Annotated in this window: 21 protein-coding genes; 13 read left to right on the top strand and 8 right to left on the bottom strand. The window is 64.7% G+C overall.

Annotated elements, in window-relative coordinates; genetic code table 11:
- The first annotated feature begins 36 nt into the window (after positions 1-36).
- The gene (locus DVB37_RS05405) at positions 37-777 is read left to right on the top strand and encodes an SDR family oxidoreductase (RefSeq protein WP_104142929.1); all 741 of its coding nucleotides are present in this window, start codon (positions 37-39) and stop codon (positions 775-777) included.
- A 72-nt stretch (positions 778-849) separates the two neighbouring features.
- Here the strand turns inward: DVB37_RS05405 and DVB37_RS05410 are convergent, their stop codons facing one another.
- Positions 850-1,242 carry a type II toxin-antitoxin system HicB family antitoxin gene (locus DVB37_RS05410; protein ID WP_104142930.1) on the bottom strand — a complete coding sequence of 131 codons (393 nt, stop codon included), beginning with the start codon at positions 1,240-1,242 and terminating at the stop codon, positions 850-852.
- Positions 1,243-1,301: 59 nt separating this feature from the next.
- Complete coding sequence (locus DVB37_RS05415) at positions 1,302-1,484, bottom strand: type II toxin-antitoxin system HicA family toxin (RefSeq protein WP_120157395.1); 183 nt, start codon at positions 1,482-1,484, stop codon at positions 1,302-1,304.
- Positions 1,485-1,603: 119 nt separating this feature from the next.
- Here DVB37_RS05415 and DVB37_RS05420 point away from each other — a divergent pair, with 119 nt between their 5' ends.
- Complete coding sequence (locus tag DVB37_RS05420) at positions 1,604-1,945, top strand: hypothetical protein (protein WP_046802511.1); 342 nt, start codon at positions 1,604-1,606, stop codon at positions 1,943-1,945.
- Between the two features lie 38 nt (positions 1,946-1,983).
- Here the strand turns inward: DVB37_RS05420 and DVB37_RS05425 are convergent, their stop codons facing one another.
- Positions 1,984-2,430: a hypothetical protein gene (locus DVB37_RS05425; protein ID WP_104142933.1), complete on the bottom strand. Its 447-nt coding sequence runs from the start codon at positions 2,428-2,430 to the stop codon at positions 1,984-1,986.
- Positions 2,431-2,908: 478 nt separating this feature from the next.
- On the opposite strand from DVB37_RS05425, the gene DVB37_RS05430 reads away from it, so the two are divergent.
- The 9 genes from DVB37_RS05430 (at position 2,909) to DVB37_RS05470 (ending at position 11,572) form a co-directional block, all read left to right on the top strand.
- On the top strand, positions 2,909-3,112 hold the full coding sequence (locus DVB37_RS05430) for a cold-shock protein (RefSeq protein WP_006217928.1): 204 nt from the start codon (positions 2,909-2,911) through the stop codon (positions 3,110-3,112).
- 40 nt (positions 3,113-3,152) lie between these two features.
- A complete protein-coding gene (locus DVB37_RS05435; RefSeq protein WP_046802513.1) occupies positions 3,153-3,410 on the top strand; it encodes a hypothetical protein in 258 nt (85 codons plus the stop codon).
- A 113-nt stretch (positions 3,411-3,523) separates the two neighbouring features.
- Positions 3,524-4,441, top strand: a complete 918-nt coding sequence (locus DVB37_RS05440) for a DUF808 domain-containing protein (RefSeq protein ID WP_120154193.1) — start codon at positions 3,524-3,526, stop codon at positions 4,439-4,441.
- A 300-nt stretch (positions 4,442-4,741) separates the two neighbouring features.
- Positions 4,742-5,611 carry a hydrolase gene (locus tag DVB37_RS05445; RefSeq protein WP_104142935.1) on the top strand — a complete coding sequence of 290 codons (870 nt, stop codon included), beginning with the start codon at positions 4,742-4,744 and terminating at the stop codon, positions 5,609-5,611.
- Positions 5,612-5,672: 61 nt separating this feature from the next.
- Positions 5,673-6,617: an ABC transporter permease gene (locus DVB37_RS05450; protein WP_120154195.1), complete on the top strand. Its 945-nt coding sequence runs from the start codon at positions 5,673-5,675 to the stop codon at positions 6,615-6,617.
- The gene (locus DVB37_RS05455) at positions 6,614-7,450 is read left to right on the top strand and encodes an ABC transporter permease (RefSeq protein ID WP_104142938.1); all 837 of its coding nucleotides are present in this window, start codon (positions 6,614-6,616) and stop codon (positions 7,448-7,450) included. Before DVB37_RS05450 ends, DVB37_RS05455 begins: the two co-directional genes overlap by 4 nt.
- Complete coding sequence (locus DVB37_RS05460) at positions 7,447-9,102, top strand: ABC transporter ATP-binding protein (protein WP_120154197.1); 1,656 nt, start codon at positions 7,447-7,449, stop codon at positions 9,100-9,102. The genes DVB37_RS05455 and DVB37_RS05460 overlap by 4 nt, the downstream gene beginning before the upstream one ends.
- A gap of 83 nt (positions 9,103-9,185) precedes the next feature.
- The gene (locus tag DVB37_RS05465) at positions 9,186-9,806 is read left to right on the top strand and encodes a GntR family transcriptional regulator (RefSeq protein ID WP_104142941.1); all 621 of its coding nucleotides are present in this window, start codon (positions 9,186-9,188) and stop codon (positions 9,804-9,806) included.
- Between the two features lie 203 nt (positions 9,807-10,009).
- Complete coding sequence (locus tag DVB37_RS05470) at positions 10,010-11,572, top strand: ABC transporter substrate-binding protein (RefSeq protein ID WP_120154199.1); 1,563 nt, start codon at positions 10,010-10,012, stop codon at positions 11,570-11,572.
- Between the two features lie 100 nt (positions 11,573-11,672).
- On the opposite strand, the gene DVB37_RS05475 is transcribed toward DVB37_RS05470, so the two are convergent.
- The 5 genes from DVB37_RS05475 to DVB37_RS05495 form a co-directional block, all read right to left on the bottom strand.
- Entirely contained in the window at positions 11,673-13,244 is a 1,572-nt protein-coding gene (locus DVB37_RS05475) for an ABC transporter substrate-binding protein (RefSeq protein WP_120154201.1), read from the bottom strand.
- A gap of 35 nt (positions 13,245-13,279) precedes the next feature.
- Complete coding sequence (locus DVB37_RS05480) at positions 13,280-14,416, bottom strand: C45 family peptidase (protein WP_120154203.1); 1,137 nt, start codon at positions 14,414-14,416, stop codon at positions 13,280-13,282.
- Positions 14,417-14,730: 314 nt separating this feature from the next.
- Positions 14,731-16,167 (bottom strand): efflux transporter outer membrane subunit, encoded by a 1,437-nt coding sequence (locus DVB37_RS05485; protein WP_120157396.1) that lies wholly within the window; start codon positions 16,165-16,167, stop codon positions 14,731-14,733.
- A gap of 98 nt (positions 16,168-16,265) precedes the next feature.
- Entirely contained in the window at positions 16,266-19,430 is a 3,165-nt protein-coding gene (locus DVB37_RS05490; protein WP_120154205.1) for an efflux RND transporter permease subunit, read from the bottom strand.
- On the bottom strand, positions 19,427-20,554 hold the full coding sequence (locus DVB37_RS05495; protein WP_162941163.1) for an efflux RND transporter periplasmic adaptor subunit: 1,128 nt from the start codon (positions 20,552-20,554) through the stop codon (positions 19,427-19,429). Before DVB37_RS05495 ends, DVB37_RS05490 begins: the two co-directional genes overlap by 4 nt.
- A 193-nt stretch (positions 20,555-20,747) precedes the next feature.
- Here DVB37_RS05495 and DVB37_RS05500 point away from each other — a divergent pair, with 193 nt between their 5' ends.
- Together DVB37_RS05500 and DVB37_RS05505 are read left to right on the top strand one after the other, a co-directional pair.
- A complete protein-coding gene (locus DVB37_RS05500; protein WP_046802525.1) occupies positions 20,748-21,416 on the top strand; it encodes a TetR/AcrR family transcriptional regulator in 669 nt (222 codons plus the stop codon).
- Positions 21,417-21,577: 161 nt separating this feature from the next.
- Entirely contained in the window at positions 21,578-23,548 is a 1,971-nt protein-coding gene (locus DVB37_RS05505) for a choline BCCT transporter BetT (protein ID WP_120154207.1), read from the top strand.
- Positions 23,549-23,667 lie beyond the last annotated feature (119 nt).

A 23,667-nucleotide genomic window follows, 5' to 3' on the forward strand; every position in this document is an offset into this window, starting at 1 on the left:
TTCGCGGCGCACGCCGCACGTTGATAAAGGAAGGTCATGGCTTTGCGTATCGCTTATGTCACCAGCGGAATGGGCCACACGGGCACCGCGATCTGCCAGGCGCTGCATCGCGCCGGACACCGCGTGGTGGCCGGCTGCGGACCGCGTTCATCGCGCCGCGATAGCTGGTTGAAAGAGCAGAAGTCCCTGGGGTATGACTTCGTGGCGTCCGAGGGCGACGCCACGGACTGGGCATCCACCGAAGCGGCGTTTGCCAAGGTGCGGCGCGAAGTCGGCGAGATCGACGTGCTGGTCAACAACGCCGGCTCGATGCTGGACATGCGCTTTCGCCAGATGAGCTATGCCGACTGGGCAGCCGTTTTGCGCAGCAACCTGGACACGCTGTTCAACAGCACCAAGCAGGTGGTCGACAGCATGGCGGACCGGGGCTGGGGGCGCGTCATCAACATCGGCTCGGTCGCCGCGGAAAAAGGCCAGATCGGGCAAATCAACACTGCCACCGCCAAAGGCGCGGTGATCGGCTTCACGCGATCGCTGGCCCAGGAAGTGGCGGCGCGCGGCGTGACGGTAAACCTGGTGTCGCCCGGCTTCATCGCCGACGACACCGTCAAGGCATTTCCGCCGGCGCTGCTGGACCGCATCATCGAAAGCGTGCCCGTCGGCCGGCTTGGCACCGCGCAGGACCTGGCGGGCCTGTGCGCCTGGCTGGCCTCGGACGAGGCCGCCTTCGTAACGGGCGCCAACTACGCCATCAACGGCGGCGTTTATATGAGTTGAGTTGACGTTGGCCCGCGCGCCGGACAGCCCCGGTCGGGCCAGCTTGCAAGTCTGGCCCGGGCGTGACCGGGCTTAGTGCGTCAAGGCCAGCTGCGCGATGTAGCCCGATCGGCTTTCGCCGGCGGCGCGCGCCTTCGCATCGATTCTGGCCAGGATGCGGCGCGGCAGCGTGATATTGACGCGTTCGATCGTGTCGTCCATCACGGCGGGGTCGATGTCGACTATGGCCCAGACCCACCCGGCGAATTCCGGATTGGCTTGATGAGCCGCGATGCTTCCTGGCGGTGGCACGGCGGCGCCAGTGTCCAGTGCTGTTTCTATCCAGAGCGCTATCGCTTCTTTGGCATTTTCGATGGCATCGTCAATGCCCGTGTCGGATGCGGAATAGCAGCCAGGCAGATCCGGTACGACCACGCCCCACGCTTGCGTGTCGCTGCCGGGCTCTATGGCGATGGGGTATTTCATGAGTTTCCTTGGTAAACCTTGAAGAAACCAAAGGCGCCAGCCGTAGCGCCGCGAGCGGTCTACTTCAGTCCTGCCTGCGTCAGCAGCTTGGCGACCAAGCCGATTCCCAAATCCTTTTTCGGATGGGGCACGCTGATATGTCCGGGCTTTGGCGGGTGGACATAAATGTGTTGCAAGCCTCTCGCGTTGCGGTAGACCCAACCCGCCAGGCGGAGCTGTCTGATGATTTCGCGGCTGTCCATGATGCGTACCATACACATCGGAAAGTTGAAAAGGTCGCCAACAGGGACAAACAGGTCCTGGTGTAATGACAGCCCTATGCCAAAATGCACGCCGTTCAATAGTTCAACAGGGGCGGTTCATGCGGCGTATGGGGTGGGCAGTGGCGGGGGTTGTGGTATTGGCGGGGCTTGCCGGTTGTGGCAAGAAGAACGAGTACCCCGAAGGCATACGCCTTGTGACCTATAGCTCGTGCGTGGAAGGCTTTAAGAAAAGCGCCGGGGCGCTGCCGGATGTGGACGCGCGTTCGGCAACGTATTGCAGCTGCGTGCTGGACGGTTTGCAGAAGTCGGTGCCGATCAAGGACTACACCGCGTATGATCGCATGCTGGTCACGGACGAAAAAGGTCCCGAGCGTGACCGCATCGAAAAGCTGGTCAACGGCGTCATCAATATGTGCGTGGAAGCGCAGCTGAAGAAATAAGCGGGCGCGCCGGGCAGGGCGCGTGCCGGCCTGGCGGCCTAGCGGCCCAGCTTCATCGACACGTCGGTGTGGGTGCCTCGGTCCAGGTCGGCGCCCAGTGGCTGGTCCCAGTCGGACAGGTCCAAGAGTTCCGTGCTGACTTCGCCGGCTTCGATGCGGCGCGCGATGTCGTCCAGCAGCAGCGTGCGCGTGGCGAAACCCTTGCCTTGCAGGTCGCGCGCGAACAGGCGGTAAGTCAGGTTGGGCTCTTCGCCCTTCATGACGCCCAGATCAAGAATGCGGCCTTGTTCGTTGCGCATCAGCAGATGCCCGGGGCGTGCATAGATTCGGTAAATGCGCCACGGCGAGGACACCGCGGCATGGTCGCGAGCCACATTGCGCTGGCCGTCGCGCTGCGCAGGGTTGCCCCGGGGCGGCGGCGCGGACGGAAGCAGCTTGACGAAGGCGTTGGCGAATCGGGCGATCGACTTTTTGATGGCGCTCACGCGGGATTCACGATTCGCACAATTGTGCGAGCTGAGCCGGTGGCGATTTTGCACGCGGAAAATTCCGCAGGCGAGCAAATGTGCGCGGTGCGCGGGCAATGATGACGCAAGGCCATACTCCTGTATGGCGATACGGCGAGGCAACGCACGTTCAAAGCACCATGGCGCGAGCATACGCGCTTTATCGTTCGCGCGTATTTGCCGATGTGCCCATGGGGGAAAAAGCCGCTTAATACGCGGCTAACCGTTGGCATCATTTTGTCGTTAATCGAGCATTATTCAACGCGCGCGGGATGAATCCAGTAATTGGAAACGCTAATTGACTTTGCCGACCGCTGCACCCATAGTGGGATTGAAGCTTTTCGAGCATCGTGATTTTCGTCCGGTCTTGCTGCCCACGTGGCGCTACATTGTTCGCTGTCCTTTCCTTGATAGGCTCATCTTCGCGGGCAGTGCCCGCATTTAAAGGAATGAGATTATGGAAACCGGAATCGTGAAGTGGTTTAACGACGCAAAAGGATTTGGCTTCATCATGCCCGAGAACGGCGGCAAGGATTTATTTGCACACTTCTCGGAAATCGTGAGCGACGGACATAAAGTGCTGGTCGAAAACCAGCGCGTCAGCTACGTGACCGCACAGGGCGCCAAGGGCCCTCACGCCACTCAAATCCGCGCTCTGTGAATAAAGGCCCATTGGGCCTTTTTTCCAATTAGGGGGTTATATGTTTCACAATAATATGGTTTACAAGGGCTATCGGCTTACCGCGAACGTGTCGCGGATCGTCGTTGGCGGCACCGGCAGCCCGGCATTTACGGCTACCGTGGCAGTGGAATTGGCCGCTGACCGCGACCAGCTCAACGAACATCACGCCGTACCGCTGTTTGAATCGGGCGGGTTTGTATCCAGCCCCGGCATGGCGGTGGATGCGGCGATCAACCACGGACGGCTTGTCGTTGACGCCCATGCCCGGCCATCTTGATTCCCCGCAGTGCGACGCTGCCCGCTTGCCGACCGGCCGCCCCAATGGGCGGCCTTTTCATTTGTACGGCCGCCTGTAAACTCTGAACACCTAAAAAGCACAGGGGATGCTTGATGGCCGGTAGCAGTTTCTTCGCATTGTTCGATGACATCGCCACCATTCTGGATGACGTGTCGGTGATGACCAAGGTGGCGGCCAAGAAAACCGCCGGCGTGCTGGGCGACGACCTGGCGCTGAACGCCCAGCAAGTAACCGGCGTGCCGGTCAACCGGGAACTGCCTGTGGTGTGGGCAGTGGCCAAGGGATCGTTCATCAACAAGCTGATCCTGGTGCCGTCGGCGCTGCTGATCAGCGCGTTCGTGCCGTGGTTGGTGACGCCGCTGCTGATGCTGGGTGGCGCTTTTCTCTGCTTTGAGGGCGTTGAAAAACTGGCGCACAAGTTTCTGCCGCATGACGAGTCCGACGAAGGCAGCCACGCCGCGCGTGCCCAGGCCTTGCAGGACGAGTCGGTGGATATGGTGGCGTTCGAACGCAGCAAGATCAAGGGCGCGGTGCGAACCGACTTCATCCTGTCGGCGGAAATCATCGTGATCAGCCTGGGCGCGGTGGCCGGCGCCGACTTCACGCGCCAGGTGGCCGTGTTGTCGATCATTGCCATCGCCATGACGATAGGCGTCTATGGCCTGGTGGCCGGCATCGTCAAGCTGGACGACCTGGGCCTGCACCTGAGCCAAAAGCGCGCGCAAGCCGTGGCATGGCTGGGGCGCGGCATCGTCGGCGCGGCGCCGTATCTGATGAAGACCTTGTCGGTGGTAGGCACCGCGGCCATGTTCATGGTGGGCGGCGCCATTCTCACGCACGGCATTCCCCCCGTGCACGCGGCCGTCGAACACGCCGCGGCCGCTATCGGCGGGGGCGCCATGGTGCAGGCGCTGACGTCCACCATGCTGAACGCACTGTTTGGCGTGGTGGCCGGCGCCGTGGTGCTGGGCGTGGTCACCGCCGTCAAGCGGATCTTCAAAAAGCACTGACCTGACGCGGCGAAGGCAGCGTGCCGGGCGCGTGGCGCCCGCGCTGCCGCCACGTGCCACGTGCCACGCGCCACGCGCCACGCGCCACGCGCCAGCGCCAGCGCCAGCCGCCAGCCGCCAGTCGCCACCCGCGCGATCGCCGGGATTGCAAACCGGCGCGCCGCCTCCAAGCCTAGGGAATCCCCTGCCTTGTTGCCTTGAACCGCATCCTCCTAAAATTGGCGCCAATTTATGTGATCATTATTTCGATCTGGCAGCCACCATGCGCCCGCGTGTAACGGCCATGGAGATGAGGAAATCATGCAGTCCAACGCAGCTATCGCTCTGACTCCCGACGCCGCCATGGCTCGGGCCATCTACGACCTGGGCCACAGCACGGTGTTCGCCGCGCGCACCGACCCGCGTTTTTCCTATTGCATGTACGTGCCGCCGCATATCGACACGGCCAGGCACCCCATGGAACTCGTCGTCATCATGCACGGCACGGGCCGCGCCTTTGTGGAATACCGCGACGCCTTCTCGGAGTTCGCCCGCTGGAACGACTGCATCGTGCTGTGCCCGCTGTTTCCGGTGGGACCGCTGGGCGACGGTAACCGCGACGGCTTCAAGCAACTGCGTGAAGGCGACATCCGCTACGACCAGATCCTGTTGGACATGGTGGCCGAAGTGGGCGAGAAGTTCGGCATGCGCTTCGACAAGTTCGGCCTGTTCGGCTATTCCGGCGGCGGCCAATTCGTGAACCGCTTTGCCTACCTGCATCCCGAACGCCTGTGGGCCGTGTCGATTGGCGCACCGGGCTCGGTGACGCTGCTGGACCCCAGCCAGGACTGGTGGGTGGGCGTGCGCGATGCCGAAACGCGCTTTGGCAAGGGTGTGGACATCGAAGCGCTCAAGCAGGTGGCGGTGCACATGATTGTCGGCAAGGCGGACCTGGAAACGTGGGAAATCACGCACCGCGAAGGGGGCAAGTTCTTCATGGCCGGCGCCAATGACGCCGGCAAGACGCGCCCCGAACGGTTGGAATCGCTGCGCCGCTCATTCGAATCGGCCGGAGTGAAAGCCGTGTTGGACCTGGTGGACAACGTGCCGCACGACGGCCTGAAGTGTGTCGGCCACGTGCAGGACTTTCTGGCGCGCGCGCTGCGCAAGCGGCGCAATGCAGAAAACTGAAATCGCGCAAGCCGGGCGCCTTGGCCGCCCGCGCCGTCGCGTCCAGGAATAGGAGAGGGCCATGCTGCGTTTCGCGCTATCCCGAATTGTCATGGCTGTGCCGACCCTGCTGATCGTGGCGGTGGCGGTGTTCGTGATGATCCGGCTGATCCCGGGCGACCCCGCCCAACTACTGCTGGGCGACTTGGCAACGCCGGCCGCGCTGGCGGACCTGCGGGCGCGGCTGGGCCTGGACCAGACCTGGCTGACCCAGTTCGGCATCTGGTTCGGCAACATGCTGCACGGTGACCTGGGGGCGTCCATCAACACCGGGCAGCCCGTGCTGGCGCTGGTGTGGGACCGCTTCCTGATCAGCGGCCGCGTGGTGCTGGTGGCCGTGGTGTTCGCCGCACTGGTCGCGGTGCCGGCCGGCATGATCGCCGCCTGGAAGCAGAACAAATGGCCCGACCTGTTCCTGGTGGGCTCGGCCACGCTGCTGGTGTCGATCCCGACGTTCTGGCTCGGCCTGCTGCTGTTGATCTTCTTCGGCCTGAAATTGCAGTGGCTGCCCGTGGTGGGCTATGTGTCGATCGGGGAAGACTGGAAGGCCGGCCTGCTGTACCTGGCCATGCCGATCCTGACCTTGTTTTTGCACGAGATCGGTGTGCTGATGCGCATGGCGCGCGCCAGCACGCTGGAAGTGCTGAGGCTGGATTACATCACCCACGCGCGCGCCAAGGGGCTGTCCGAATCCGCCGTGCTGATGCGCCACGCGTTTCGCAACGCGTTCGGCCCGACCTGGACGCTGATCGGCCTGGTGCTGGGCAATCTGCTGGGCGGCATCGCCGTGGTGGAAACGGTATTCACCATCCCCGGGCTGGGGCGTCTGCTGGTCGATTCCATCTTTGCGCGCGACTACCCCGTCATCCAGGGCTGTTTGTTGTTCGTGGGCGTGGTCTACGTGGTGGTGAACCTGCTGATCGACCTGTGCTATCCCCTCTTCGACCCGAGAGTAACCGCCGAATGAAAACGCGAATTCCGAAAAGGCGAATTCCCGCCAACGCGCTCCTGGGTGGCCTGATCGTCGGGGCGATGATCGTCGCGGCGCTGATGGGCACTTTCTGGACGCCGCATGACCCGCTGAAGATCAACTTCATCTCGCGCCTGAAGCCGCCCGGCGGCGACTTCCTGCTGGGCACCGACGAGTTCGGCCGCGACGAGCTTTCGCGCTTGTTGGCCGGCGCATCAAGCAGTGTGTGGATCAGCCTGTTGACGGTGACCTTCGCCATCGTCGTGGGCACCGCCATCGGCACGTTGACCGGCTTTGTGCGCGGCTGGACCGACCGCATCATCATGGCCTTCAACAATGCGCTGCTGGCCTTTCCCGGCCTGTTGCTGGCGTTGGGGCTGCTGGCCGTGGTGGGCGCGAACAAGTACGGCATCATCCTGGCGCTGGGCCTGGCGTACACGCCGTCGGTAACGCGCATCGTGCGCGGCACGGTGTTGTCGCTGCGTGAAAAAGAGTTCATCGAATCGTCCCGCGTGCTGGGCAATTCCGAGCTCTACACGATGTTCCGACACGTGCTGCCCAACTGCGTTGCGCCCCTGACGGTGCTGGCCACGTCGATGTTCGGCTGGGTGATCCTGGCCGAAAGCGCGCTCTCCTTCCTGGGCCTGGGGGTGCCGCCGCCCGCGCCCACCTGGGGCAATATGCTGGCCGCCGCGCGCCCGTTCATGGCGCAGGCGTCCTATCTGTCCATTCTTCCCGGCCTGGCCATCGCGCTGGCGCTGCTGGGCATCAACCTGTTGGGCGACGCGGTGCGAGACCGTCTCGACCCCCGCATGAGGGGCGTGCAATGAGCGCACTGGTATCCGTATCGAACCTGACGCTGACCGTCGGGCAGGGCGGCCGCGAGATCGTCAGCGGGGTGTCGTTTGACGTTGCCCCGGGCGAAATGGTCGGCATCGTGGGCGAGTCGGGCAGCGGCAAGACGCAAGCCGCGCGCGCCATCATGGGCCTGACGCCCGCGCCGCTGGTGGTAGCGGGCGGCGCCATCCTGTTCGAAGGCGTGGACGTCACCCAGGTCGACGCGGCAGTGCTGCGCAAGCTGCGCGGCGCGCGCATCGGCATGGTGTTCCAGGAACCCATGACGTCGCTGAACCCGTCCATGCCCATCGGCCGGCAACTGGACGAAGGCTTGAAACTGCATCGCCGCGCGATGTCGCCCGCGCAACGCCGCGAGCGTATTCTTGAAATGCTGCGCCGCGTGGGCATCAGCGACCCCAAAGGGGCGATGGACGCTTGGCCGCACGAGTTTTCCGGCGGCATGCGCCAGCGCATGATGCTGGCCTCGGTAATGTTGCTGGAGCCAGCGCTGCTGATCGCCGACGAGCCCACCACCGCGCTGGACGCCGTGGTGCAACGCGACGTGCTGGAACTGATGGTGGACCTGACCCGCGAACACAACACGGCGGTGCTGATGATCAGCCACGACCTGCCGATGGTGGCGCGCTACACCGAACGCATGGTTGTCATGCAGCACGGCAAAGTGCTGGAAGCCGGCACGACCGCGAGCATCCTGGAACGCCCGCGGCACCCCTACACGCGCAAGCTGCTGGACGCCATGCCGCGCCGCCTGCCGGCCCGCAAGCTGACGCAGGAAGCGCCCATTGTTGAAGTCAGGAACCTGGTGGTGGACTACGCGGGCCATCAGCGCCTGTTCTCGCGCACCGGCGCCAAGCGCGCGCTGGACGGCATCGACCTGCACGTCAAGCCGCGCGAAGTGGTGGCCGTGGTGGGCGGATCGGGCTCGGGCAAGACCACCTTGGGCCGCGCCATTGCCGGGCTGCTTGCGCCTACGTCCGGCCAGATCCTGTTTCGCAACCAGCCGGTGGATCGCCGCTCGGCGGCATGGCGCGACTATCGCCTGAACTGCCAGATGGTGTTCCAGGACCCGTATTCGTCGCTGGACCCGCGCATGACCATCGGCCAGCTGGTGGGCGAGGGCCTGCGCATGGTGGGCGACCTGTCGGCGGCGGACAAGCGCCGCCGCGTGGACGAGGTGCTGGCCGAAGTGGGCCTGGGGTCGGAATACGCCAAGCGCTTTCCGCACGAAATGTCGGGCGGCCAGCGCCAGCGCGTGGCCATTGCCCGCGCTATCGTGCGCCGGCCGGCGTTCGTGATTGCCGATGAACCCGTGTCGGCGCTGGACGTGACGGTGCGTGCGCAGGTGCTGGACCTGTTTGCCGATTTGCAGGAACGCCACGGGTTTTCGTGTCTGTTCATCAGCCACGACCTGGGCGTGGTAGAACAGGTGGCGGACCGCGTGGTGGTCATGCGCAACGGGGCGATTGTGGAGCAAGGCTCGCGCGACGCGGTCTTCGACCGCCCGCAAGAGGACTACACGCGCAGCCTGTTGCAAGCCATTCCCGCCCTGGAATCAACCGAAAGCGGCGGCGTGCGGCTGCGGTGGCGTCTGGACGGGCAGGAACCCATGCGCGCCATCGCCTGATGGCGGGCGGGGAACTCCCCGCTTTCCCTGCAAGGACTTACGCCTAAAATACGCGCTTTGGAATTGATAGACGGGAGTGGTCCATGCCGAAAACGGCAGCGACGCAACCCGGCCTGGTCGACCGTATTGCCCATGATATTCAGTCGGGCGTGTATGGTCCTGGCGCCTGGTTGAAACAGATCGACCTGCAAGAGCGCTATGACGCCAAGCGTTTGGACGTGCGGCGGGCGCTGGACCAATTGGCCGCCAAGCGGCTGATTGCGCACATCCCGAACCGGGGCTATCACGTCTACGCGATGGACCCGGACGTGCATCACCAGATCCGCGATATCCGCATCCTGCTGGAAAGCGGCGCGGCCGCGGACTTGATGCCGAACGTCACCGCCGCCAAGGTGCGCGCGCTGCGCACGCTGGCCGAACGTTTCGCCAAGCTGCTGCAAGACGGCACCTTGTTGGAACAGTACGAGGTCAACCTGGCGTTTCACGCGGCCATGTACGACATGTGCCGCAACCGCGAACTGGCCGCGTTGATCCAGGACACGCGGGCGCGCGGCCCCGCTGCGCCGGCCAAGGAATGGGTGACGCGATCGCGCATCGAAATCTCGGCGCGTGAACACTTCGACATGGTGGATGCGCTGGAAGCGCGCGATGTGAAGCGGTTGCAGAAAATCATCTCGCAGCACGTCGGGCAGGATATTTCTTGATCGCTGTCTGCTGAACTGTTTGCTTGCGGCGGCGTGAATCGCGGCGGCCCTTCCTGCGAAGGGGCCGCCATTTTTTTTTGCCCTTGGCTTTGCTTCAGGGATACCCCGTATGGCGGCACAAGCCAGAGCCGCCATAATTAGCAGATTATTTTGGCGCCAAAAATACGCGTGACATCTGCGCCGCACGCCGGGGAGTCTTCTGCATGCATCACCATTTCGTACCCAGAGCGCTTGCGCTCTCCCTGGCGCTTGCCGCCACCGCCGTTCCGGTCCACGCCGCCGTGCTGACCATCGCGCAACCGGCCGACATCCGCTCGACTAATCCGGGTGTCAACCGCGACAACACGACCGACGGCGTGGTGCTCAATATTGTTGAAGGGCTGGTCGGCTACCGCGAAGACGGCACCGTTGGCCCATTGCTGGCCAAATCGGTCGATTTGTCGCCGGACGGGTTGACCTATACGTTCACATTGCGCGACGGCGTCAAATTCCATAACGGCGCCCCGCTGACCTCGGCGGATGTGCTGTGGAGCTGGCAGCGCTACATGGATGCCAAGACGGACTGGCGCTGCCGCAGCGACTTCGACGGCCGCAATGGCCTGAAGGTCACCGAGGTAACCGCGCCGGATGCGAAGACCGTGGTGATGAAGGTGGACCGCAAGTCGGCGGTGTTCCTGGATTTCCTGGCGCGCACGGACTGCGGCATGACCGCCATTATTTCCAGGGACTCGGTGGCGGCGGACGGCTCGTGGGTCAAGCCGATCGGCACCGGCCCGTACATGTTCAAGGAATGGAAGCGCGGCGAATACACGCTGCTGACCGCGTTCAAGGACTACGTGTCGCCCTCGGGCGAGAAGCCGGATGGGTACGTGGGATCGAAGCGCCCGCTGGTGGACGAGGTGAAGTTCCTGGTGGTGCCGGACCCGTCCACGTCCAAGGCCGGGCTGATGTCCGGCGCCATTGACGCCAGCCAGATCACCAACACCGACGTCGGCGAACTGAAAAGCGTGAAGACGCTGACCGTGTTCAGCCCGCATGACGCCGTCAAGCATGTGTTGTTGTTCCAGACGCAGGACCCGGTGCTCAAGAACGTGAAGATGCGGCAGGCGATTGCTGCTTCGCTGGACATTCCGCAGGTGGTGGCGGCCGCGTCGGAAGGGCTGGGCCAATTGAACAATTCCGCGGTCTACGCGGGCTCGGCCTACTACAAGGACGCCGAGAAGAAGGGCTACAAGTACGACCCGGCGCGGGCGCAGCAGCTGCTGAAAGAAGCGGGCTACAAGGGCGAGCCGGTGGTGATCTATGCCAACAAGCGCGCCCACGTGCCCAGCTACCAGGTGGCGGTGATCGCGCAGGCGATGATGCAGTCGGTGGGTATCAACGCCAAGATCGAAGTGCTGGAATGGGCGACGCAGCTGGACCGCTACAACACCGGCAAATACCAGATCAGCTCGTTCTCGTTTTCGTCGCGGTTGGACCCCTCGTTAAGCTTCGAGCAGTTCTCGGGCGACAAGACCAAGCAGCCGCGCAAGGTCTGGGATGACCCGGCGGCGCAGAAGTTGATCGACGAAAGTTTCCTGGAGTCCGACCCGGCCAAGCGGCAGGCGATGTTCGATCAGCTGCATGCGCTGATGCTGGAACAGACGCCGATGCTGATGCTGTATAACGGCGCCGACGCGTGGGCAACGAATAAGCGCGTCGCGGGGTTCTCGGTATGGGAAGGCAAGCCGCGCGCCTGGGAGACCAAGGTGGTCGGCGCCAAGTAAGCGGGGCAGGGGCCGGCGCCCATTAAGGGCGTAGGCCCCTGATAACGGGCAGGCGGCGCGGCGCTACGGCCTTGCTGCGCCGCCCCATCCGTGCGTAGCGTTATGGCCCGACGCGTTCGACTTCCCACGCGCGCGGCTTTTTCACCGCCCAAGGCTGGTAGCCCTTGATGTTGCTGCGAAACGCGCCGATGTCCAGCCCGTTGTAGAGCGGGATGCTGGGCACATCGGCCAGGAACAGCTTGTGCAGCTGATCAAATGAAGCCTGTCGCTTGGCCCGGTCGGAATCCACCGAGGCAGCTTCCACCAGCTTCAGGGCGTCAGCGTTGTCCCACACTTTGCGCGGCTGCTTGGCCTTGTCGCCCGTCACCATCTCGTAGTTCAACGCCGCATCCAGGCGCGCCGAATACGGGAACGTCATCATCTGGTAGGTGCCCGCGTTATAGCGGTCCAGCTGCGTGGCCCATTCAACAACGGACAACTGCGCATTGATGCCCACGGCTTGCAGCATCGCCTGCACGATCACGGCCGAGTTATACGACTGCGGATAGCGCTTGGTGGTCAGAATCGTCAGCGGCTGCCCCTTGTAGCCGGCCTCTTGCAACAGCTTGGCCGCCCGCGCCGGATCGTAGTCCCACCCCTGCTTTTGCGCGGCATCGTAGTAAGGCGACACCAGCGGCACGATGGAATTGTTGGGCTGCGCCAGGCCTTCGGTAACGGCGGCCGCCAGCTGCTTGTAGTCGATGGCATGGGCCAGCGCGAGGCGTAACTTGGGGTTGGCCAGCACGGGGTCTTTGGTCTGCAACAACAGCGCCGTCATGCTCATCACCGGCGCATAGGCCACCTTCACGTTCGGCGTGTTTTGCAGCACCGGCACGTCGTTGTTGGAGACGTCTTCAATGATGTCGATATTGCCGCGTTGCAAGGCGGCTTTGGCGGTGGAGTCGTCGGGCACGATCATGAAGCGCACTTCGTCCACCAGGGGGCGCTTGGACCCGGTGTAGCCGTCGCGCTTGCCGTCCAGGTTGGCGTAGCCGGCGAACCTGGTCAGGCGGATGTATTCGCCGCGCTTCCATTCGGCCAGCTCGAAAGGGCCGGTGCCGATGGGTTTGATCCAGGCGCCGTCCGCGCCCACTGAATCTCGCGAAAGTATGCCGGTGCCGCCGCAGTCGATGCGCGCCAGCGATGCCAGGAACAGGCTGGTGGGCTTGTCCAGGTGATAGACGACGGTACGCGCATCGGGCGCCTCGACGCGGGTGACCTTGACGCTGCCGCGCCCATCGAATTCGCTGGCGCAGCGCCAGCCGGAATTCGCGGCGGTGTAGTGCTGCCAGCTCCAGAGCACGTCGGCCGATGTCATCGGCTTGCCGTTGTGAAACGTCACGCCATCGCGCAAGGTAAATGTGTAGGTCTTGCCGTCGGGGCTGATGTCCACCGATTTGGCCAGCAGCGGGCGCACCTCGGCGTCTTCGCCATAGGCCACCAGCCCTTCAACAATGTGCATGACGACCGCGTCGCTGTTGCTGTCGCGGTTGACGCCGGGTTCGGTGGAACGGATGTCGGCGGTCATCGAAATGCGCAGCGGCGGGGCGGGCTGCGCGCTGACGGGGCCGGCGGCGCCGGACAGCCCGGCAAGCGCCAGCGCAACCGCGGCGCCAAGATTGGGGTTTTTCATTGGAACTTCCTTCGGTTGCGCCAGCGCGCCAGAGATCAGGCCGCGGCCAGCAGTTCGGGTTCGGCGGTCAGGCTATAGCGGGTAAACGTACGATTCAGCGCGGGCAGGGGCGCCACTTCCATCAGGCCGACGGCCGGCTCCATGACCACCATGGCGACCGTGGCGGAAAGATTGTCGTGGCTGCCGGGGCGCGGCGGACGGCACACGGAATAGGGCGCGCCAAAATCATCGAACAGCGCGCGCTTGAGGTCCTCGCGCGTCAAGTCCGTTTTCTCGTTCAGCAGGCGGCGTACGCGCCAGTCGCGGTACGCGCTTTCGGGCGTGCTGGCGCGGCCGGTGTCGCGCAGCTTGGACAAGGCCACTTCGCTGACCCAGTGGTTGGCGTGCACGATCAGGTCGTCGCTGCCCGGATAGATGGGGAAGGCTTCATCGGTGGTGCATTCGTAGTCCACGCCAAACCCAGCCGCCATGCCCAGCATGATGTTGTTCGAGCAGGACTTGGCGGTTGTGGCCACGGCCTTGATCGCCAGCGCGAAATGCTGCTGCTCCAGCACCTTGCGACGAATCAGCGACAGCGGCACGCCCAGTTGGCGGAAGTCGCGGTCGGACTCCAGATAGTTGGCGGTAATGGATACGCCCGCGCTGTTCAATCCGCTGCGGGCCAGGCCACCGGCTTCGACGAACGTCAGGATGTCCGGGCCGTTGTCGCTGCGCACGCGCAGCACGATGGCCGTCTCGGCGCATTCCGCGCGCCAGTCCCAATTCTGCCCATGGATCAGGTTGCCGTTGGCCGAACGCGTGGGCAGGATCAACGCGCCGGTGCAGCCGTCGCCGGGTTCCAGTTCGGCCGCCTTCTTCTTTTCGGCGCGCGCCTTGGCCACCACTTCCGTGCGTGCGTTGACCATCACGATGTCTTCGAAGGGCACGTCGGCGCCCGCGGCGATGCCGCGCATCTCTTCCAGATAGTGCGGCGCAAAGGCTTCGATCTCGCGCGCGAAATGGGCGATCAGCTCGGTGCGCGCCATGGCGTCGTAGCCCAGGTCGACCAGCGTCTGGCCATACATGGCGGCGCTTTTGCGCACGCGCGCGGCAGCTTGCTGGCCGTAGGAACGGCCGCGGGCCTCGGGAGTGCCGGAAACCGATACGAAAGGAAATTGGGAAATCTGGGTCATGGACGGGGAGGCGGCGCCGCGCGCCGTGGGGTCGGGGAGGTGGAAGGGGAAAAAGGCAGGGAAGCAAGCTGCAAAAATGTTAGCTTATTTTGGCGCCAATATTGCTCAGGGTTTACCCAATGCGGGCGAAGATCCCCACGGCGCGACGGTTGCCAAAGCGCTTGCCACAGGGGGTGATAAAGCGGGTGCCACAGCGCTTGCCACAGCGGGTGCCACAGCGAGTGCCACAGCAGGGACGCTTGCGCGAACCGGCATGAAAAAGCCCCCGCGAATCCATCGCGGGGGCCAGCGTCGTCCGTTCAACAGCAAGCAGTTCAGAGTTGGCCGGCAGCCACCTCCGGCGCGCGGGTGGGCGACCCCATGGCCTGGAACAGCGCCGCCGTTTCCGTCAGCCGGGCGTTGGCGTATTCCAGTTCGCGCAGGCGCGCGGCCACGTAATGCTGTTCGGCCGCGTATTCGGTATAGGGCGCCAGCGCACCCAGGCGCACGCGGCTGGCCGTGTTGCGGTAAGACTGTTCGGCCGCGCGCCGCGAGGCCTCGGCCGAGGCCAGTGCCTGCCCGTCCGCGTCCAGGCGCGCCAGGGTGTCGGCCACGTCCTGGAACGCCGTCAGTACCGTTTGCTTGTATTGCAGCACCGCCGCTTCGTAGCGTTCTTTAGCGGCGCGGCGCTCGGCCAGCAAGGCGCCGCCGTGGAAAATGGGCTGCGTCAAGGACGCGCCAATCGCCCAGATCGACCCCGCGCCGGACAGCGCGGCCGGCCAGCTGAAGCCGCCCTTGCCCATCGACGCGGACAACGACAGGCTGGGGAACAGCTGTGCGGTGGCCACGCCCACGTCGGCCGACGCGGCCTGCACCACGGCGTCCGCCACCAGGATGTCGGGGCGCGACGCCAATAGCTCGGACGGCACTACCACCGGCACCTGCGGCGGCACGGCCAGCGTGCTGAATGCCAGGTCGTCCGGCGCCTGGTCCGGGCGGCGGCCCAACAGCACGGCCAGCGCGTGGCGCGTGGCCTGCCATTGCGCGCGCAGGCCAGGCAGCGAGGCTTCCAGCGTGGCGGCGTCCTGGTCGGCGTCCAGCGCATCGTTTTGCGAAGCGGAGCCCAATTCGTAGCGGCGTTGCGTATCGCGCGCCACCTGCCGCAGCAGCACCACCTGCTTTTCGGTCAGCGCCACGCGTTCGGCCAGCGAGGCCGATGTGATGGCGCCGGTGACGATATTGCCGGCCAGCGACCGCCGGGCCGATTCCAGCCGGAACGCCTGCTGCTCAACCTGCGCCGCCAGGGACGCGTTGGCGAAACGCGCCGCGCCGAACAGGTCCAGGTCGTAAGTGGCCTGGATCTGGCCGGTGAACACGTTGTAGAGCGCCGTGGACTCGGGCAGATCGGGCATGGTCAGTGCGCGGTTGCGCGTGCCGCTTGCGCCCGCGTCCACCGACGGCAGCAGTGATGAATTGACCTGCGCGCGCAGTTGTTCGCGCGCGCCAGCCAGGTTGCGTTCGGCGGCGGCAAGGTTCGGGCTGTTGGCCAGCCCTTCCTGCACCAGGGCGTTCAGCGCGTCGGAACCATAGCGCTTCCACCACTCGGGCACGGGCCGCGCGCCCTGTTCGAATTGCTGTGCGACGCCCTGGGCCGTGGCGCCCTGCGGGGGCGGGGCTTCTACGCCGTATTGCGGGGGCGAGGCGGTTGCCGGGGGCTTGCTGTCCGGGGCGAACGCGCAGGCGCTCAAGGCCAGCGACAGAGCCGGCAACATGGGCCGCAACAGGGGCCGCAACAAGGGCCGCAACAAGGGCCGCAACAAGGTCCGCGCCAGCGGCAGCCTGGAATAACGCGTGGGATGGGGCTTCATCATCAGGCTCCTCGTTGCAGCGTATCGGCCGCGTTGGCGCCGGGCGGCACGCCTTCGGGCTCGTCGCGCTCGTCATGGCGCACGCGGAACCATGCCGCGTACAAGGCCGGCAGGAAGAACAGCGTCAGCACCGTGGCGCTGGTAATGCCGCCCATCAAGGCCGTGGCCATCGGGCCGAAGAAGTTGCTGCGCAGCAGGGGAATCAACGCCAGCACGGCGGCGGCGGCGGTCAGCACGATGGGGCGGAAACGCCGCGCGGTGGCGCCGACGATGGCGTCCACGCGCTTGTGGCCGTTCAGGATGTCCTGCTCGATCTGGTCCACCAAAATCACCGAGTTGCGCATGATGATGCCGAACATCGCAATGACGCCCAGCATGGCCACGAAGCCGAATGGTTTGCCGAACAGCAGCAACGCCGCCACCACGCCGATCAGGCCCAGCGGCGCGGTCAGCACCACCATCAGCACGCGCGAGAAGCTTTGCAGCTGCACCATCAACAGCGTCAGCACCGCCACCGCCATCAGCGGCATTTGCGCGTTGATGGACGATTGCCCCTTGCCGCTTTCCTCGACCGGGCCGCCCACTTCAATGCGGTAGCCCACCGGCAGGTCCGCGCGGATGGCGTCCAGCTTCTTGTCGATGGCGTGGGTGACGTCGATGCCTTGCGCGCCGCTGGTCACATCCGCCTGCACCGTAATGGTGGGCTGGCGGTCGCGTTCCCAGATGACGCCGTATTCCAGGTCGTAGTGCACCTGGCCCAGGCTGCCCAAGGGCACGGGGCCATTGGGCGTGGGCATGGCCAACGTGGCGATGCGGGCGGGGTCCACGCGTTCTTCTTTCGGCGCGCGCAGGCTGACATTGATCAGCTTGTCGCGTTCGCGGTATTGGGTCACGGTGTAGCCCGACAGCGTCATCGCCAAAAAGTCGGACACATCGCTGGCACTGGTACCCAGCTCGCGCGCTTTTTGCTGGTCGATGTCGAATCGCACCGAGCGTTCCGAGGGTTCGTCCCAATCAAATTGCACGTTCACCGAGCGCGTGTCGGCGCGCACTTCGGCGGCGACCTTTTCCGCCACCGCGCGCACTTCCGAGATCTTGTCGCCACTGACGCGGAACTGCACCTGATAGCCGACGGGCGGGCCGTTTTCCAGGCGCGACAGGCGCGTTCGTATGGCCGGGAATTTTTCACGCAGCATGGGCTCAAGCCACTGGGCCAGCTGTTCGCGCTCTTCTACGGAGTGCGCGGTGATGACCAGCTGCCCGAAGTTCGGCGTGGGCAGTTGCTGATCCAGCGGCAGGTAGAAGCGCGGCGCGCCGGTGCCCACGAAGCTGACCGAATGGTCGATCTCGGGCCGGCCTTCCAGCGCTTTTTCCAACCGTTCGACCTGGCGCAGCGTGGCCGCGAACGACGCACCCTCTTGCAGCCGCACGTCCACCATCAGCTCGGTACGGTCCGAGCTGGGAAAGAACTGCTGGGGCACAAGCTTGAAGCCCGCCATCGCCACGACGAAGATCACCACCGTGCCCGCCAGCACCCAGAAGCGGCGGTCCACGCACCACGCCACCCAACCGCGCAGACGCTGATAGAAGCGGGTGTTGTAGATATCGTGTTCGTGGTCGTGCGGCTGATGGGCTTCGCGCTTGCGCTCGGGCAGCAGCCGATAGCCCAGAAGCGGAATCAGCACCACGGCGGCAAACCACGAAGTGATCAGCGCAATGGCCGACACCTGGAAAATGGACCGCGTGTATTCGCCGGTGCTGGACTTGGCCAGCGCGATCGGCAGAAAGCCGGCCACGGTGACCAGCGTGCCGGTCAGCATGGGAAACGCGGTGCTGGTGTAGGCGAAGGCGGCGGCGCGCGCGCGGCTCCAGCCCTGTTCCAGCTTCACCGCCATCATTTCCACGGCGATGATGGCATCGTCCACCAGCAGGCCCAGCGCCAGCACCAAGGTGCCCAGCGACACCTTGTGCAGGCCGATGCCGAACATGTCCATGAACAGCGCGGTGATGGCCAGCACCACCGGGATCGAAATCACGACGACCATGCCGGTGCGCAGGCCCAGCGACACCAGGCTGACGATCAGCACGATGGCAACCGCTTCTGCCACCGAACGCAGAAATTCGTCAACGGAATCCGATACCGCGTCCGGCATGCTGGACACTTCCGTCAGCGTCAGGCCGGCGGGCAATTGCGCCTTGAGCTTGTCAAAGGTCTTGTCCAGGGCTTCGCCCAGGCGCACCACATCCTGGCCCGGTTGCATGGTGATGCCGATGCCCAGCACGGGCTTGCCGTTAAAGCGCATCTGCTCGGTGGGCGGGTCGTCATAGCCGCGATGGATGGTGGCGATGTCGCCCAGGCGGATCGACTTGTCGTTGACGCGGATCAGCGTGTCGGCCAGCGCGCGGCTGTTTTCGAACTGTCCCGTCGGCCGCACGAAGATGCGGTCGTCGGCCGTGGTCAGGGTGCCGGCGCTGGACACCGCGTTTTGCGTGTTGATGGCCTGCGCGATCTGCTGAGGCGTCACGCCCAGACGGCTTAGCTGTGTATTGGAGATTTCGACATACACGTGTTCAGCCTGGTCGGCAAAGTAATCGACCTTGGCCACGCCCGGCACGCGCAGCAGCACGGTGCGCAGATTGTCGGCGTAATCGTGCAGTTGCGCGGGCGAAAAGCCGTCGCCATGCAGCGTGTAGATGTTGGTATAGACGTCGCCGAATTCGTCGTTGAAGAACGGGCCTTGCACGCCTTGCGGCAACGTGGCCTGGATATCGCCGACCTTCTTGCGCACCTGATACCACTGGTCGGCCACCGTGTTGGCGGGCGCCGAGTCTTTCATGGTGTAGAAGATCAGCGATTCACCGGGGCGGGAATAGCTGCGGAGAAAGTCCGTGTTGGCGGTCTCCTGTAGCTTCTTGCCGATGCGGTCGGTGACTTGTTCCTGCACCTGCTTGGCGGTCGCGCCCGGCCATAAGGTCTTGATGACCATCACGCGGAACGTGAAGGGGGGGTCTTCGGACTGGGCCAGCTTGGAATACGACAGCACGCCAAACAGCGTGACCAGCGTGATCAGGAAAATGACCAGCGGCTGGTGGCGCAGCGCCCAGGCCGACAGGTTGAACTTGCCTTCTTTGTGGTCGTGGCCGGGATCTTCGGCGGGTGCGCTCATGATGCGAAGTCCTCGGCGTGCAGGGGCGCCACGGGGCGCACCTTTTCACCGGCGGTCACGGTGTGCACGCCTTGCCAGACCACGCGTTCACCCGCCGACACGCCGCCGGTCAGCGTTACGGTGCGCGCGTCAAAGCGCAACACCTGTACGCGGCGCAGCTCCAGCGTGTCTTCCTTCGGTTTGACGATCCATACGGCGGGGTCCTTGCCGTCATGGAATAGCGCGGTGGCGGGCACGGTGTAGGTGGCCTGGTCGGCCGCGCCGTGATTGTCGAAGCTGATGTTGGCCGTCATGCCCAGCCGCACTTGCGGCGACGGCGATTCCAGCGTGAGCTTCACGCGGTAAGTGCGGCTTTGCGGGTCGGCGGCCGGCGCGATCTCGCGCAGCGTGGCCGTGAAGTTCTGGCCGGGCAGCGGGCCCAGCGTCACGTTGGCGCGTTGGCCGATCGTCAAACCGGCCAGTACGCTTTCCGGCACGTCGCAAATGGCATCGATGTCGCCCGCCCAGGCCAGCTGGTAGACGGGAGTGCCGGCCGCCACGTTCTGCCCGGTGTCGGCCTGTTCGGCGGTGATGACGCCCGCATGGTCGGCCTGCAACGTCGTGTACTTAAGCTGGTCGGCCGACAGCGCGGCCTGCTGGGCGGCCTGATCGCGTTGGGCCAGGGCCGAGGCGTAGGCGTTGCGGGTCTGTTCCAGCTGGGTGGCGGCGATGAGGTTTTCGCGCGCTTGGGCGCGGTCGCGGTCCAACTGTTGGCGGGCGTAGTCCAGTTGATGCTGAGCGGCCGACAACTGGGCCTTGGCGGCCGCGGCGTTCTTGGTGGCGTCGGCCGGGTCGAGCTTGGCGACGACCTGGCCGGGCACGACGCTGTCGCCCAGCCGAACCTGCCGCTCAATGATCTTGCCGCCTACGCGGAAGGAAAGCGGCGTGCTGTAGCGCGCCTGCACTTCGCCCGGCAGCGTCCACGCCGGCAGCCGCTCATCCGCCTGCGTCGGCATGGCGACCACGGGACGCGGCGCCGGGGCCGGTTCTTCTTTGCGGCCGCAGGCCGAGAGGGCCAGCGCCAGCGCCAGTAGCGTGGGCAGCGTGATGCGGCGAGTCCATGGGGACGGAGCGGGCGTTGTCACGGTTGCGGCAAGGGGGCGCGCCGACGGTTGTGGGCTTGAGCCAGGAAAATTCACGAAATACCTCGCGGCGCGATAGGGGCGAAAAAGGGGAAGGCATCGGCGAGTCAAACTCGATACGGGCTGAATTCTAATGCGCATATGTATTCGGATACAAGACTGTATTTGAAATCGTGGCCGGTGCTAAACTCCCGCCATGTCAAAAGTGCGCTTAACCCGAGAGCAGAGCAGAGACCAGACGCGTCAGCGTCTGCTGGACGCTGCGCAATCGGTATTCCTTACCAAGGGCTTCGTGGCCGCCAGCGTCGAGGACATCGCCGAACTGGCGGGGTACACGCGCGGCGCCTTCTATTCCAATTTCGGCAGCAAGACCGAACTTTTCCTGCAATTGCTCAGGCGCGATCACGAAAAAGTGATGGCCGACATGCGGGCCATCTTCGAAGAAGGCGAAACGCGCCAGCAGATGGAAGCCAGCGTCGTGCAGTACTACAGCACGCACCACCGCGAAAACGATTGCTTCCTGCTCTGGATGGAAGGCAAGCTCCAGGCCGCGCGCGACCCCGATTTCCGTGTGGGTTTTACCGATTGCCTGCGCGAATTGCGCGCGGCCACCACGGAATACGTCCGTCAGTTTTCCGCGCATGTGGGCACTCCGCTGCCCATGCCGGCCGAACAATTGGCGATCGGGCTCCTGGCCCTGTCGGACGGCATGCAATTTAGCTACGCCTTTGATCCGCAAGGCGTGAGCCTGGAAATGACCGAGGCGGTGCTGGCCGGTTTTTTCCGGCGGGTGGTGTTTGGTGACTCGCAACCCGACGCGGCGCCCGCCGCCTTGCCGCCCGGCGCGCCGACTTCGGTCGGATAGCCTTGCCTGGGCCGCTGCATTGCGGCCACGAATCACCGATACAGATCGCCGATACAGATTGTCAGCCGCATGCCGGCCGTGATAGTAATAACCGCGGCGCAACGGTCGGGCTGAGGGGGCCGGCGCCGAAATTCGCAACCCTGGGCGAAAGGAGCTGCTGCATGTCTTCAGAAACCCGACCATCCACCATCAACCTCCCGGTGTTCTTCCCGGCGGCGATCTTCACGCTGTTGTTGGTCGGATTCGCGATTCTTGCGCCCGAGCGTGCGCAAAGCCTTTTTGAATCCGTGCAAGGCTGGATCCTGGGCAACGTCAGCTGGTTCTACATCCTGGTCGTGGCCATCATCTTGCTGGCCGTGGTGTTCCTGGCCTTGAGCCGCTACGGCGACATCAAGCTCGGGCCGGACCATAGCGAGCCCGACTACCGCAATTTCACCTGGTTTGCGATGCTGTTTTCCGCGGGCATGGGCATTGGCCTGATGTTCTTCGGGGTTGCCGAACCGGTGATGCACTTCATGTCGCCGCCGGTCGGCGAGGGCGGCACGGCCATCGCCGCGCGCGAGGCCATGAAGATCACGTTCTTCCATTGGGGCCTGCATGCGTGGGCGATCTATGCGGTGGTGGCGCTGATCCTGGCGTTCTTCAGCTACCGCCATGGGCTGCCGCTGACGCTGCGTTCGGCCCTGTATCCGCTGATCGGCAACCGCATCCACGGCCCCATCGGCCATGCCGTCGACATCTTCGCCATCATCGGCACGGTGCTGGGCGTGGCGACGTCGCTGGGCCTGGGCGTGGCGCAGATCAACAGCGGGCTGAACCACCTGTTCGGCGTCCCGGTCGGGGTGACGACGCAGATCATCCTCATCGTCGTCACTTGCGGCCTGGCCACGCTGTCGGTGGCCAGCGGTCTGGACAAGGGCATCCGCATCCTGTCCGAGACCAATCTGGTGCTGGCGGCCGTGTTGCTGCTGTTCGTGCTGGTGGTCGGCCCCACCGTGTTCCTGTTCCAGACCTTCGTGCAGAACACGGGCGCGTACCTGTCCGACATCGTCAACAAGACCTTCAACCTGTATGCCTACGAGCCCACCGACTGGATTGGTGGCTGGACCTTGTTCTACTGGGGCTGGTGGATTGCGTGGTCGCCATTCGTGGGCCTGTTCATCGCGCGCATCTCGCGCGGGCGCACCATCCGCGAATTCGTCACCGGCGTGCTGCTTGTGCCGGCGGGGTTCACCCTGTTCTGGATGACGGTGTTTGGCGACACGGCCATCCACATGATCCTGGTGGACAAGGTGCAGGGCCTGGCCGAGGTGGTCGAAGCCGATTCGTCGCTGGCCCTGTTCGCCTTCCTGGAACATCTGCCCTGGAGCAGCGTGCTGTCGGTGGTGGCCATTGCGATGGTCGCGGTGTTTTTCGTGACCTCCGCCGACTCGGGCGCGCTGGTGGTTGACCTGCTGGCCTCGGGCGGGTCGGACCGCACGCCCGTGTGGCAGCGTATTTTCTGGTCGGTGCTGATGGGCGCGGTTGCCATCGCGCTGTTGCTCGCCGACGGGCTGACCGCCTTGCAGACGGCCACCATCGCCAGCGCGCTGCCGTTTTCGATCATCTTGCTGCTGTCCCTGTGGGGGCTGTTCAAGGCGCTGAAACTGGACGCCACCAAGCGCGGCATTCGCTATCAGTCCTTGACCTTGTCGCGCCCCGCGCGTGGCGGCCAATCGTGGGAACGGCGGCTGCGCAACATGGTGATGATGCCGCGCCGCTCGCACGTGCAGCGCTTTATCAGCGACGTGGTGCGGCCTGCGCTGGACGACGTGGCCGAGGAACTGCGCAAGCAGGGCTATGCGGTAGAAGTGCGCGAAGTCGAGGCCGACGGCAGCGCCATTCTTGAGGTCTCGCACGGCGAGCACCTGGACTTCTCGTATGCCGTGCAGCCCGAGGCGTTCGTGCGCCCCAGCCTGACGCCGGACGAAGCGGCCGACGAAGAAGAACGCAAGTACTTCCGCGCCGAAGTCCACCTGCGCGAAGGCGGGCAGGACTACGACATCATGGGCTGGAGCCGCGACGCCGTCATCGGCGACATCCTGGACCAGTACGAACGCCATCGCCATTACCTGCACATGGTCCGCACCTGACCGTCGGCCGGCCGCCTACCGCCCGGCCGACACGCCAACCCTGAAAACCGCCAGCCTTGTCTGGCGGTTTTTTTTTCGCCCCTGTGCCGCCGCTGAAGGCCGATAGCGGCGCGCTATGC

Source organism: Achromobacter sp. B7, assembly GCF_003600685.1.
Taxonomy (GTDB): Bacteria; Pseudomonadota; Gammaproteobacteria; order Burkholderiales; family Burkholderiaceae_B; genus Achromobacter; species Achromobacter spanius_B.